Below are 13,344 nucleotides of genomic sequence, written 5' to 3'. Positions count from 1 at the left end.
GAGCTAACCTCGCCGAGCGCCGTACTCGCCCGATTGCTCGTTGATCCCGTCGATGATGTCGTCCTGGGTACCCTGCGCGGCGTTGAGGTTCATGATGGTCGCCTCACCGGTGCGCTCGAGAGCCTGGGCGAGAGACGTCAGCGTGTTCGTGGTGGAGTCCCGGTTCTGCACGAAGTTGTCGCGGATCTTGTGTCCGTTGGAATCGGTGCCGGTCCAACTGGTGTCGGCCATCACGTTGTTGAACTGGCCGAGGATGTCCCAGGCGAACGAGCCCAGCTCGGTGATGAGGGAGCTGCCCGAGGTGACCTGGTCGGGATCCACCTCGAAGGACGTGCCGTCTGCCATGTCTGTCTCCGTCGCTCGGAATGCCGCGATGACACCGCTCACCGGCGGCGTGACGCCCTGTCGGCCGGGTCGTCGTCCTCGTTGATCTCGTCACGCAGCCGGTCGTTCGCCGACCGCACCCCCGGCTCCTCGGGCAGCTCGTCGGCCGCGGGTCCGACGATCCGGTCCCAGTCGATCTCCAGGCCGGGCAGCTCCGGCATCACCGCGCTCGGCCGGGTGAGCGGCTCGAAGAGATCCCGTACCGCGCGGGCGTGGTGCGAGCGCGCCTCCTGGACCGCGCTGAGCACGGCGTCGGCCAGCTGCGCGGCGGACATGGAACGGTACTTGCCGTCCAGGAACCGCAGGCCCGTCAGCTCGCCCTGTGCGCCCACCGTCGCCTCCACCGAGCCGTCCTTGGACATCACCGTGGACGCGAAGGTGCTCATCCGCAGCTCGGCCGCCGCCACGGCGGCCTGTACCGACGCCAGCTCCGCGTTCGCCTGCGCGATCTTCTTCTCCAACCGCTCGACGTGGTCACTCATCGCCGGCTCCCGACTCCCGACTCCCGGCTTCCGACATCCGGCACCTGACAGCCGTCATCGTCCGATCACCGCCGGCGTCGTGCCCTCGTCAGTGCCCCAGACGTCCTCGTCCTCGGCCATCCAGGCCGTCCGTTCGCGGTCGCCGTCGCTCTGGGTGGCCTGGTCCCGCTGCGCGGGCGGGGGCATCGTGGGCCCGAACGGAGTGCTGGAACGCGTGGTGATCATGTCCTCCTCCAGCTCCTCGTCGGGCGTCGTCGCCGTCCGGCGGCGCTCGGCGGCCTGCGAGGACCCCGAGCCGCGCCGTATGGACGCCCTGCTGATGCGGGGGCCCGGACTGGACCGCTCGCGCTCCGTCGGGGACTCGCCGCCACCGCGCATGCCGCCCATCTGCGGCATCATCGGGCTCCCGCTCCCGCTCCCGGAGCTGGAGCTGGAGCTGGAACCGCCCAGCGCGCTGGAGTTGGAACCGCTCTCGCCCTGCACGAACGGGTTGCCGGCCGTGCTTCCGTCGGAGCCCGTGCCCGATCCGGAGGAGGCTGCGGCGGCTGCGTCGTCGTATGCGTAGCCGTCGGAACTCGACTCTCCTCCGGAGTTGTACGAGGATCCGTTCGAACCAAGGCCCGACGAGCCCCCGGAGCTACCGTTCGGGTAGTTGGTGGTGATGCTGGACCCGTTGCCGGAATTATTCCCAGAACTATTGCCGGAATTATTGGTGGAGTTGTTGCTGAAGTTGTTTCCGGAATTGTTGCTGGAGTTGTTGCTGGAATTGTTGTTGAAGTTATTGATGACGTTGTTGCCGGAGCCGTTGCTCGACCCGTTGGGATTGTCGACGGTGACCGATCCGTCCGGGGGTCTCACCGTCGTGTTTCCGTCCGGGTTCGTCACCTTCACCGAGCCGTTCGGAGACGTCACCTGCACGCTGCCGTCCGGGGATGTCACGGTCGTACTGCCGTCGGGGCCCGTCACCGTGACCGTGCCGTTCGAGGAGGTTTTCGTACTGCCGCTCGGGCCGGTCACGCTCGTGGAACCGTCCGGGTTGACGGTGATCTTGCCACTCGGACCGGACACGACCGTCTGATCGTCCGGATTGGTGGTGATCGAGCCGTTGCCGCCCGGACCCGTCGCCTGCACACTGCCGTCCGGGTTGGTGACCGTCACCGAGCCGTCCGGGTTGGAGACGGTCACGGTGCCGTCGGGGTCGGTCTGGGTGACCGTGCCGTCCGGGTTCTTGGTCACCTCTGTGCCGTCGGAGTAGGTGGTCGTGACGCTGCCGTCGGGGTTCTGGACGGTGACGCCGCCGGTGAGTCGGCTCGAATTCCCGGTGTTGTCCGACTCGGGCGAGGTGTTTTTGATGAAGGACCCGACCGGGAAGCCGGACTGGGAGTCGTTGTTGACGATCGCGTCGTTGGGTTCGCCGGTGGTCGACTGCGCCTGGTTGTTGGCGTCCTTAATGGCCTGGTTCGCCGCTTCGTTCGCCTTGCCGATCGCCGCGTTGGCGTCCGCCTTGGCCTGGTTGGCCGCCTCGTTCGCCTGGTTGTTGGTGTCCTTCAGCTGTGAGTTGGCATCGTCCTGAATCGACTGGTTCTGGTTGTTGGCCTCGTCGATCGCCTTGTTCGCCGCCGCGTTCGCATCGTCGATGGCGGTCTTGGCGGCGTCGTTCGACTTGTTCGCCTGGTTGTTGGCGTCCTCGATCGCCTTCTTCGCCGCCGCGTTCGCTTCGTCGATCGCGGCGTCGGCCTTGGCGTTGGCCTCGTCGATCGCCTTGTTCGCCCTGTCGGCCGCCGCCTGTGCCGCCGCGTTGGCCTTGTCGATCGCGGCGTCGGCCTTGGCGTTGGCCTCGTCGATCGCCTTGTTGGCCTCGTCGATCGCTGCCTGCGCCTTCGCCTCGGCGTCGTCGATCGCGTCCTGGGCGCTGTCGTCCCCCGTGTCTCCGGTGTCGCCGGAGCTACCGCTCCCGTCCGTCCCGCCGAAGTAGCTGGTGACCTCGGGCTTCAGCACCTTGTCGAGGACCCTCCGGGCATGGATGAATTCGTTGTTGACGGTCGACAGCGCCGTGTCCGCTGCGGGAATCAGGTATTCCTCCACACCCTTGTTCCAGGACGCGACCGCCTTGGTGCCCAGGCCGGCCCATGTGGAGACGTCGTGGAGCCAGCCGAGCCCGGGGATCACCTGCTCGGCCTCGGACCTCAGGGCGTAGAAGTGCGTCGTGGTCTTACTGTCCCGCCACGTGCCGGAGCCGGTGGTGTTGCCCGCGTAATACGTCGACTTGCTGCCGGTCTTCGTGGCTTTCACGGCGAACCTGGCGTTGTGGTTGTAGGCCCAGAGACTGGCCGACTGCAGCATCGAGTAGAGGATGCCGTAGGGGCTGCCGAGGCCCGGCAGGTACTCCACGGGGTCCTCGCCGGTGGACAGGTCGGCCCAGTCGACGTTGGTTCCGCTCTCCCAGTCGCTCCATGCCTGGTACAGGTCACGGATGGCGGTGAGGACGGCGTTGCCGGCCCCCAGGATGGCGTCGCCCTGCTTGCTCGACGACACGTACCAGTCCCACTTCGACTGGTGCTCGGCGGAGAACCTCTTGGGGTGCGTCTGGTCGGCGAACCCGCTGTAGTTCTTGTGCAGTCCGTCGATGAGATCGTGGAAGACCTCGGCCGCCTTGCCCTTCCAGGCCGCGGTGTCCTCCCCCAGGGACTCCTTCCACTGCTTCAGTGTCTCGGCGTGTTCCACGAAGAACTTGGCCACCCGGTCGTATGCCTCGGCCGTCCTGGTGAAGGTGCCGAAGTCCATGGCCTGGGACCGGTCCACCGTCGCACCGTTCGACGAGAAGTCGATGTCGTCGTACGTGATGTTGTTCTGGTAGCCGAGCTCGTACAGCACATTGCCCGCGCCCTCGACGTACTGGCCCAAGTGGCTTTTCATGCCGTTCAACGTGCTGGTGTCGGACGAACCGCCCCAGCCGAAGGGATTCAGGTAGTCCAGCTTGACGTCCTGGCCGTTCGGCCCGACGAAATCGATGACCACCTTGCGGAGCCTCGGGTAGACCTTCTCCTTGAGTTCGGCGTCGGAGTAGTCGTCGAGGTCCACGTCGTCCGGGTCCACCAGCGGCGGTGAGAAGAAGTGGATCACGAAGTCGTGGCCGTCGATGTTCGGGCCCGAGTAGAGCTCGTAGGCGGACTCCGTCATCTCCATGAAGTCGCGGTCCTCGATCGCGACCGAGATCAGCGGCGCGTTACCGTTGGGCTCGTCGCCCGTCAGGCCGTCGAACATGCCGTCGCGAGAGGGCATCGGGTAGCCCGTGAACGACCTGACGGCTCTGGCCCAGCGGTCACTGTCGTCTTCGTCGGCCAAGGGAGGACTCCCGGGTGAGGATCCGGTGGGGGAGGAGTGGGGGCGGAGGGCGCGCTATGTGTCGCTGCTGCTGTCGTCGCTGCCGCTGGACGAGTCGCCGGAGCCACCGGAGGTACCGCTCGACGACTCGCCCGTGAAGCCGGACTCGGTCAGCACTTCGCTGAACTTGTCCGCCTCGATGCTGCCGAGGTTGTCCCCCTGGGCCTTGAACAGTTCCTCAAGGGTTGTGCGCAGGCCCTCGTCGATCTCGTCGAACGTCTCCTGCTGCGCCTCCAGGGTGCTGACGACCGTCTTGATGTTGGTCGCCAGCGAGTCGGTGAAGGTGGCGCCGCTCACGAGGTCGTTCGTGTCGATCAGACCCATCATGAGCGGCTTGGCCTCGGAGATCGCACCCACGTTGTACTTGGTGGTGACGCCGTCCGCGATGTCCCGCATGGACGGGTCGCCCGCGAGGATCTTCTTGAGGTCACCGATGAACGTCGCCAGGTCTCCGTGGATGAACGCCTGGATGGACTGCTTGTCCAGGTGACTGAAGTCCGCCATGGATGCTTCCCCTCTTACGGATGTCGCCCCGTTCCCGCGGCGACGGCGTACCGCGCGGTCACAGACCGATGGACACCTCGGACCAGAGCTGGCTCAGGTTCTGCTCCGTGTACCTGTAGTTGTCCGAGACGTCGGAGAGCAGGCTCGCGTGCGAGTTCAGCAGTTGCTGCATGGTGACGACAGCGTTGTCCCAGGCCGCCTGCTTCTGCTCGTAGACCTCCGCGTCACCGCCCCACCAGGTCTGCTTGAGCTCGTTGAGCTCCGTCTCCAGGGTGCTCAGGGTGCCTTCGATGGCCCGGGTCTGCTGGACCATGTCGTCGGCGGCGTTGTTGACGGGGCTGTACTCGACGTGGATGTAGCCGTCGCTCAGATCGGACATTCGGGATCCTCATCTCTTCGGCGCCGGTGCGGTGCCGGTGGAGTGGTGTCGCCGGGGCGTTGGGGCAGCGGGGGGCGGCGGTCGGAGACCGCGGCGTGCATGCTCAGCCGGCGGGGGCGACGGCGCCGGAACCGGACAGGGCGTCGAAGGCGGCCTCGCTGGCACTGAACGCCTGGTCGATGGCCTCGCGGCCGGAACCCTGGGCCAGATTGTGCTGCGTCAGGCTCGTGTTGAGCTTGTCGATCATGTCTTCGAGGTTCTTCAGAATGACGACCACCTGGTCGTCCCACAGGTCGAGCAGCTTGCCGTAGGCGCCGCCGTCCGAACCCTGGTAGGAACTCGACAGGTTGTTCTTGGTGCTCTCCACGTCCTGAAGGATGCGCTGGACGCCGCTGTACGCCTGCTCAAGAGCGCTGATCCCGTTGCGGGTGGATGATTCGTGTGACTGTTGGATGCCGCTCTCGCTCATGTTGCCTCTTCTCTCCACAACAGCGTCACCGTCGGCTCTCCGGCCGGCCGAAGGGGCCCACCTGAGGGCGGGGTGATGACGCTTGCCGCGGGTTCACGTGCCGACGCGGGAAACCGGAGGAGCTCATGACGCAGTGCACGACCCTTTTGATTCTTCAACTGATCGTAGAGAAGGGCTAGTTACTGGTGCAACACTTCATGGCTTCCGGCACCTGAGCATCAACCCCAACTCGCGCTTCTTTCACTTTGTTGTAACCCGTCGGCATCACGACGAACACCTGAAGGGCGAACTGAGCGTAGAGATGCGGATGTTGACCTCACAGCCTCAAGGCTTCCCGGCGGCCCCGCCGCAACCCGTGCCCGCCGGTACCGTGCGCGCGCCCGCAGGGGCGGACGCGGCCGACGTGTCGAGGTCCGGCCCGGTCGGCAGCATCGACAGCAGCAGCGAGGGCACGGTCATCTCCTGGCCGGCGGTGTAGCCGAGGGCCTTCTCGTCGTCGGCGGTGGGCACCCGGTACTTCACACCAGTGTCCGTGACCAGGTACCTGCTGCCGCCGGCGTCGCCGCCCGCGGCGCTGCCGGCCAGGACCAGCGCGCCGCCACCCGGTTCGACCACGACGCCGTCCACGGGCAGACAGGCCCCCGCGGTCCCCGTGGTCCCGGTCGTACCGGTGGCGGTCGACTGGGCGACAGGGGCCAGCGCGCTCTCTGCCACCAGCGCGACACCGACCCGCACCCCTGACCCGGCTCCGGATCCGGACGCCGATCCGGGCGTCACGGAGGCACAGGCCCCCTGGTCCTCCTTGACGCCGGCGAGGGCGGGCGGTGACTCGGGCAACCCGGCGGTGGAGCCGGCGGACGAGCCGGTGCCGGTGTCCCCGGCGGCCAAGCGGCCCTTGAGGGCCCCCGCTTCCAGCTGTCGCGCGCTCGCCGGGCCGCCGTCGTACGCCTTCTTCGCGGTGTCCGGGTCCCCGAGTTGCAGCGCGGCCCCGGTGTTCGTCAGCGGCACCAGGCCGTCGCGCTGCAGCAGGTAGTACTGGGACTGCGCGGACCCCGGCACGGTGGTGCGGAAAACCTGTCCGACCCGGGTGTGGAGCCCGCCGACCGTCGGCCCGGCCTCGCCCCGGCCGGGTACGTCGGCGGGGGACAGGTCGGGTCCGGCCGGCAGCGCGTCGAGGAACGCGGCGGAGACCTCGCGGGGTCGGGCGGAGCCGTAGCCGAGGCCCTCCAAGGCGCTGCGGCCGGTGTCGATCCGCAGTCTCATGCCCTGCCACACCAGGTAGCGGCCGCCGTCCGGGCCGCCCACCAGGAGGGCGCTCCCGGTGGGCAGCGGCCGTTCGGCGGCCGAGGAGGCCACGGCGAGCACGGTGGCGTCGCTGCCCGCGCCGTCGGCGGACACCGAACACACCAGCCAGGGACGGGAGCCGGCGAGTGCGTCGGCGTCCGGCAGTACGTCCGGGGCGCCGCTGATCCCGACGGCGGCGCCCCGGGAGGTGTGCCGCAGGGAGTCGGTGCCGACCGCCGTGGTGGTCATCTCGGCGCCGGTCGAACCCACGAGGAGCAGCGCGGAGGCGTAGTTCAGCACGGGGCGCAACTCGCCGCCGGCGTAGAGGTAGCGGGCGCCGGTGTCCTTGTCCACGATCAAAGTCCCCGAGGCGCGCCAGGAGTTGGTGGTGGACGGGGAGACGAGGCCGAAGACGAAGGCCCCGGCCGACACCAGCAGCGCGACGACGACGCCGATCGCCAGGCCCCGGTTGGTGCGGCCGACGGGGCTCTCCGGTGCGTCCAGGTCGGTGCGCAGCAGCCCCGAGGTCAGCCGCCCCATGACGAACATGTGCGCCTGCACCTGGTCGCGTCTGTTCTGCACGTCTCGCTCCCTAAGGGGTCGGAGAATTCACCGGGACCGGGCCGGGCGCCGGGATCACAGGTCCAGCGCCCGCAGAAACCCGTACACGCCGAGGTTCCACAGCATCAGCGGCAGCAGACTGACCGCCGCGGCGGAGTGCAGCAGTTCGGCGGCCCGGCCCCAGTACGGCACCAGCCGCCGCCCCGGCACCGTCCAGGACGCGATGGCGCACGCCGCCGCCGTCGCGAACAGCCCCACGAGCAGGGCGGGCCGGGTCTCCGGCGAGACCACCAGGGCCGCGGACACCACGAGGCCGGCCACGCCGAGCGCCCCGGGGACGATCAGCGCGAGCCGCTGCCAGAAGCTGCCCATACCGCGGCCGTGCAGCAGCAGGAGCAGGGAGAGCGCCGCGGCCATGCAGGCGCCGGGCCGGCCGAACGGCTGGACCAGGGCGGCCAGGCAGGCCGTGCAGAGCAGTCCGGCCGCCGCGAACAGCGCGGTCATCCACACGTCGGCGACCACGGTGCGGGCGGCCACGTCGCCGCTGGGGTGCGGGTCGATGCCCTGCTGGAGCTGCTGGGCGTTGGTCGGCAGCGGCGGGGTGCGAAACCCCGCGAGCCGGAAGGACAGCGCGGGCACGAACGCCCCGAACGACACGGCGACCACGGTGAGCACGGCGGCCGCCTCCTGCGGTGACCGATCGAACAGGACCAGCAGCAGGCCGCCCAGCGCACCGCCCAGCGCGACCGCGGCCGTGGCCAGGAACAGCGGGGTGAAGGCCGCCACCACCGCGAGCGCGAGCACCGCGCCGCCCGCCGCGGCGGCCGACGCGGCAAGCAGCCGGGCGCCGAGCACCTGATCCACCTGGCCGCCCTGGAAGGTGCCGCCGGGCAGCAGCCAGCCCGCGTGCGTCCAGTACACGGTGGCCATCACGCCCAGCGCGGCGCCGGCCCCGGCGTCGCCGACGGCCCGGCTCGCCGAGGCCGCGCCGGCGAGCATCAGCAGGCCGCCGCCGAACAGCACGCCGGTGCGCAGCCAGAAGTCCAGGCCGGGCAGGGCGAGCAGCACCGAGCCGACAGCCAGCGCGGTCACCGCGAGGCCGATCAGCACCCGTCGGCCCACCGTCGGGGTCCAGACGAACGGTCGACGGTCCATGGCGGTGGCGATGCCGTCGACGAGGTCGTCGAAGTGCGGTTCGGGCAACGCCTCGGCGCGCGGCCTCAGATGGAGGGTCTCGCCGTCGCGCACCCCGGCCGCGTCCAGGGTGGCCTCCTCGTCCAGAGGCGCGCCGCCCAGCCGTTGGAGCAGCCAGCCGCCGTGTTCGACACCGGACTCCTGGGTTTCCTCGCCGGCGTAGTCGAGCAGTGCGGGCAACAGGTCGGCCACCGGAACGTCACCGGGGACGGACAGGTCCATGGACTTCTCGGGTGCTCGTACCGTGATCCGGCACAGATGTGCCGGTATGGCGTCGGTCAAGGCTCGCTCGTCTCTCCAGGAGTCGGGCAGGGGGCCGTCGGGAAATGCGGATCGAAGAAACCCTGTGGCAGTGGGGTGCCGGGACCGACGCGCGAGTACGGCGTCTGGAATCGGACGGCTGTACCCTACAAAATCTTTCCGGTGCCGTCCGAAGAGCCCTGCCCCGCTCACGAGTTCGCGGGCCGGGAGGTTCTACAGTTCGGTCGTTCGGTCCGTGCGCCGTCTTCCGCCCCGCCGTCTTCCGCTCCACTGCCGCCGCTTCCGGCGCCGTCAGTTCTGACCGTCCGGCGTCGGGTTCTGACCGTTCGACTGCTGTTTCGTCACCGAGGAGGCTGTCCCTTGAGTGTGGTTCTCTTCCGCCGTCCGGCCCGCCGCCGGGCCCCGGACATGCCCGAGGGAGAGCTGAGCCTGCAGGAGCCGCCCACCCTGCCGGAGATCGTGCCCGACACCTCGGCGGTGTGGAACTACCTGCCGATGGGCATGATGTCGGCCTCGATGATGCTGCTGTTCGTCCGTATGGGCAGCGGCAGTTCTGCGCTCGGCTACGCCGCCATGGCACTGATGGTCACCGCCTCCGGGCTGATGATCCTGGGCCAGGTGATGCGCAAGGCCGGCGACCGCAAGAACCGGCTCAAGGGCGAGCGCCGTGACTATCTGCGCTACCTCCGGCAGACCCGGCTCCAGGTCCGCGGGGCTTTCGTGCAGCAGCAGTTCGCGCTGTCCTGGCGGCATCCCGAACCGGGAGCGCTGTCGTCTCTGGCCCGCACCACCCGGCTGTGGGAGCGCAGGCCGGGACACGACGACTTCGGCGAGGCCCGGCTCGCGGTGGGCGGGCAGCGGCTGGGGCTGCGCCTGGCGCCGATGTCCACCAAACCCGTCGAGGACCTGGAACCACTGTCCGCGCACGCGCTGCGCAGCTTCATACGGGCCTACTCGACCGTCCCCGACCAGCCCATCGCGCTGTCGTTGCGGGCCTGGTCCCGGGTGCTGTTCCGGGGCGACGAGGACCGCATCCGCGGCGCCGTACGCGCCCTGGTGGCCCAGCTCGCCGTCTTTCACTCGCCCGACGACCTGTGGCTGGCCTTCTGCGTGTCCGAGGAGCGGCGCGCGGACTGGGACTGGGTGAAGTGGCTGCCGCACAGCCTGCACGCCGAGGAGCAGGACGGCGCCGGACCGGTGCGGCTGGTCTTCTCCGGCATGACCGGCCTTGAGGACCTGCTGGGCGCGGAGTTCCAGGAGCGGCCGCCGCACGACCCGGAGGCCGTCGCGGGCCAGGAGGAGCCGTTCACGGTGATCGTGGTGGACCACGGGAGCGTCCCGAGCGGCCACCGGTTCGACGGCGCGGGGTTCCGCAACGCCGTCGTGCTCGACCTGTCCGGCGAACTCACCTGGCGGCCCGGACGATCCACCCTGCGCCTGGAGTTCAGCGAGGACGAGCGCGCGGTCCCAGGCTCGGGCGCGGGCCGGGGCGGAGGTCCGGGCCGGGACGGCGGCACCGTCAGCCTGGTGCGCACCGACCGCAACCGCCAGGAACAGGCGACGCGGCTCGGCCGTCCCGACCACCTCGGTCCGGCCATGGCGCGAGCGGTGGCCATGCGGCTGTCCCCGTACCGCGTGGCGTTCGGCGGCGACACCACAGAACCGATGGCCACGGACATCGAGTTGACGTCCCTGCTGGGCATCACGGACCTGCACCGCCTCGACCCGGCGGAGCTGTGGGCGCGCCGAGGCGCGTCGGAGCGGCTGCGCGTGCCCATCGGCATCAGCGCCGAAGGCGCCCCCGTCGAACTGGACATCAAGGAGTCCGCGCAAGGCGGCATGGGCCCGCACGGCATGCTGATCGGCGCCACCGGCTCCGGCAAGAGCGAGACCCTGCGCACCCTGGTGCTCGCGCTGGCGCTCACCCACTCCTCGGACACCCTCAACTTCGTCCTGGTGGACTTCAAGGGCGGCGCCACCTTCCTCGGCCTGGACGAACTGCCGCACACCTCCGCGGTGATCACCAACCTGGCCGACGAAGTGGCGCTGGTCTCCCGGATGCAGGACGCTCTGCACGGCGAGCTGATCCGGCGGCAGGAGCTGTTGCGCGCGGCCGGCAACTACACCTCGGCCCTGGAGTACGAGCGGGCCCGCGCGGCGGGCACTCCGCTCCAACCGCTGCCCAGCCTGTTCGTCATCGTCGACGAGTTCAGCGAACTGCTCGCCGCGCACCGGGAGTTCATGGAACTGTTCGTGATGATCGGCCGGCTCGGGCGCAGCCTCGGCGTGCATCTGCTGCTGGCCTCCCAGCGGCTGGACGAGGGCCGTATGCACCAGCTGGAGAGCCATCTCTCCTACCGCATCGGCCTGCGCACCTTCTCGGCCATGGAGAGCCGGGGCGTGCTCGGCGTGCCGGACGCCTACCATCTGCCGCCGCAGCCGGGCAGCGGCTACCTCAAGAGCGGCGTGGAGGAGCTGACCCGGTTCCGGGCCGCGTACGTCTCGGGGCCCTACGAGCAGCGCAGCGGGCCGGTGGCGCAGGCGCGGGCGGCCGGCCAGGTCGTGCCCTGGACCACGGAGTGGGTCGCGCCCCGTCCGGCGCCCGATGTCCCCGACGAGCCGGACCGTCCGGACGGACCGGGCGAGCCGGTGCCCGCGCCGGGCGAGGAGGAGCGGCCCGGCACCGCGCAGACTCTGATGGCCACCGCCCTGGAGCGGCTGCGCGGCTCAGGACCGCCCGCCCACCAGGTGTGGCTGCCGCCGCTGGACACGTCCCCGTCGCTGGACCAGCTCCTCCCCCCGCTGGCACCACACCCCGAGTACGGCCTGACCACCGTCGGCTGGGCGGGCCGCGGCCGGCTGACGGTGCCCGTCGGCATCATCGACCGCCCCTTCGACCAGGTACGGGACCTGCTGACGGTCGACCTGTCGGCCGCCGGCGGCCATGTGGCCGTCGCGGGCGGCCCGCAGAGCGGCAAGAGCACCGTCGTACGGACCCTGATATGTGCCCTGGCGCTCACCCATACCCCGCGCGAAGTGCAGTTCTACTGTCTCGACTTCGGCGGCGGCTCACTGGCCGGGCTGACCGGGCTGCCGCATGTCGGTTCGGTGGCGGCCCGGGTGGACACCGAGCGGATCGGGCGGACCGTCGCCGAGGTCACGGCCATCCTGGAGGACCGCGAGCGGCTCTTCCTCCAGCACGGCATCGCCTCGATGCGCGACTACCGCGCCCGCCGGGCCGCCGGCGAGTTCGGCGACCAGCCGCACGGGGACGTCTTCGTGGTCGTCGACGGCTGGTCCACCGTGCGCCAGGACCACCAGGACCTGATCCAGACGTTCACCAGGATCGCCGCCCGCGGGCTCAACTACGGCATCCACCTGGTCGTCACCACCGCCCGCTGGGTGGAGCTGGCCGCCGCCGTCCGCGACCAGTCGGGCACCCGGATCGAGCTGCGGATGGGCGATCCCATCGAGTCCATGGTGGACACCCGCCGGGCCAGGAGCGTGCCCGCCGCCCCGGGCCGCGGCCTGACCGTCGACAGCAAGCTGCACTACCTGTCGGCGCTGCCCCGGATCGACGGCGTCGAGAGCGCCGGAGACCTGGAGGCCGGGGCGTCCGCCCTGGTCCTGGACGTCAAGGAGCACTGGACGGGCCCGCGGGCACCCGAGGTGCGGCTGCTGCCCCAGCTGCTGGCCGGCAGCGAACTGCCGGCCCCGCAGATCACGCCCGAGGGCGGGCTGCGGGTGGCGCTGGGCATCGAGGAGGACAAACTCACCCCCGCCTGGCACGACTTCGGCGCCACCCCGCACCTGCTCGTCGTCGGCGACACCGAGAGCGGCAAGACCAACCTGCTGCGTCTGGTCGCCCGTGCCATCACCGAGCGCTACACGCCGGAGGAGGCGCGCGTCCTGCTCGTGGACTACCGCCGTGACCTGGTGGAGGCGGTGCCGCCGGAGTACCGGCTGGGACACGCCGTCTCCGTCGACGCGCTGCGTGACCTGGTCAACGGCGCGGCCCGGGCGATCCGGCTCCGGGTGCCCGGGCAGGACATCTCCCCGGCCCGGATGCGGCTGGCCGACTGGTGGACCGGGCCCCGGCTGTTCGTCCTGGTCGACGACTACGACATGGTCGGCGCGGGGCCCGGCAACAACCCCTTCCTGCCGCTCCTGGACCATCTCGCGCTCGGCTACGAGGTCGGCCTGCACATGGTCGTCGCCCGCTCCGCGTCCGGCGCCGGACGCGGTCTGCAGGAGGCGTTGATGCGCCGCCTCCAGGAGGTCAACTCCCCCGGCCTGCTCCTGTCCTGTCCGCCCACCGAGGGCTACCTCTTCGGCAACATCAAGCCACGCATCCTGCCGCCCGGCCGTGCCATGCGCATCGCCCGGCGGACGACGACCCTGGTCCAGACGGCCCGGCTGGACGCACCTGAGGCGCCCTGACG

9 protein-coding genes are annotated in these 13,344 nt (G+C 70.1%); 1 reads left to right on the top strand and 8 read right to left on the bottom strand.

Features of this window, described 5'->3' with window-relative positions:
* Positions 1–3: 3 nt before the first annotated feature.
* The 8 genes from AB0D85_RS30930 to eccD form a co-directional block, all read right to left on the bottom strand.
* Positions 4–345 carry a hypothetical protein gene (locus tag AB0D85_RS30930; RefSeq protein ID WP_362327407.1) on the bottom strand — a complete coding sequence of 114 codons (342 nt, stop codon included), beginning with the start codon at positions 343–345 and terminating at the stop codon, positions 4–6.
* A gap of 38 nt (positions 346–383) precedes the next feature.
* Complete coding sequence (locus AB0D85_RS30925; protein WP_362327404.1) at positions 384–866, bottom strand: YbaB/EbfC family nucleoid-associated protein; 483 nt, start codon at positions 864–866, stop codon at positions 384–386.
* Positions 867–920: 54 nt separating this feature from the next.
* Positions 921–4,211, bottom strand: coding sequence for an AAWKG family protein (locus tag AB0D85_RS30920; RefSeq protein ID WP_362327401.1), 3,291 nt, complete (start codon positions 4,209–4,211; stop codon positions 921–923).
* A gap of 54 nt (positions 4,212–4,265) precedes the next feature.
* Positions 4,266–4,754 carry a type VII secretion system-associated protein gene (locus tag AB0D85_RS30915; protein WP_362327398.1) on the bottom strand — a complete coding sequence of 163 codons (489 nt, stop codon included), beginning with the start codon at positions 4,752–4,754 and terminating at the stop codon, positions 4,266–4,268.
* Positions 4,755–4,812: 58 nt separating this feature from the next.
* Positions 4,813–5,133, bottom strand: coding sequence for a WXG100 family type VII secretion target (locus tag AB0D85_RS30910; protein WP_362327394.1), 321 nt, complete (start codon positions 5,131–5,133; stop codon positions 4,813–4,815).
* Between the two features lie 103 nt (positions 5,134–5,236).
* Entirely contained in the window at positions 5,237–5,602 is a 366-nt protein-coding gene (locus AB0D85_RS30905; protein ID WP_362327390.1) for a WXG100 family type VII secretion target, read from the bottom strand.
* 324 nt (positions 5,603–5,926) lie between these two features.
* Positions 5,927–7,468: a type VII secretion protein EccB gene (gene eccB, locus AB0D85_RS30900; RefSeq protein WP_362327387.1), complete on the bottom strand. Its 1,542-nt coding sequence runs from the start codon at positions 7,466–7,468 to the stop codon at positions 5,927–5,929.
* Positions 7,469–7,522: 54 nt separating this feature from the next.
* Positions 7,523–8,923, bottom strand: a complete 1,401-nt coding sequence (gene eccD / locus AB0D85_RS30895) for a type VII secretion integral membrane protein EccD (RefSeq protein WP_362327384.1) — start codon at positions 8,921–8,923, stop codon at positions 7,523–7,525.
* Between the two features lie 345 nt (positions 8,924–9,268).
* Between eccD and eccCa the strand changes: the two genes are divergently transcribed.
* Positions 9,269–13,342, top strand: a complete 4,074-nt coding sequence (gene eccCa / locus AB0D85_RS30890) for a type VII secretion protein EccCa (RefSeq protein WP_362327862.1) — start codon at positions 9,269–9,271, stop codon at positions 13,340–13,342.
* Positions 13,343–13,344 lie beyond the last annotated feature (2 nt).

This window comes from Streptomyces sp. NPDC048277, assembly GCF_040652235.1.
Classification (GTDB): Bacteria; Actinomycetota; Actinomycetes; order Streptomycetales; family Streptomycetaceae; genus Streptomyces.
This window is presented reverse-complemented; position numbering and strand designations above follow the sequence as displayed.

Bases quoted from the DNA above. Each gene is read 5' to 3' on its own strand.
- AB0D85_RS30925 (WP_362327404.1), bottom strand. From the start codon at position 866: ATGAGTGACCACGTCGAGCGGTTGGAGAAGAAGATCGCGCAGGCGAAC.
- AB0D85_RS30910 (WP_362327394.1), bottom strand. From the start codon at position 5,133: ATGTCCGATCTGAGCGACGGCTACATCCACGTCGAGTACAGCCCCGTC.
- AB0D85_RS30915 (WP_362327398.1), bottom strand. From the start codon at position 4,754: ATGGCGGACTTCAGTCACCTGGACAAGCAGTCCATCCAGGCGTTCATC.
- AB0D85_RS30905 (WP_362327390.1), bottom strand. From the start codon at position 5,602: ATGAGCGAGAGCGGCATCCAACAGTCACACGAATCATCCACCCGCAAC.
- AB0D85_RS30930 (WP_362327407.1), bottom strand. From the start codon at position 345: ATGGCAGACGGCACGTCCTTCGAGGTGGATCCCGACCAGGTCACCTCG.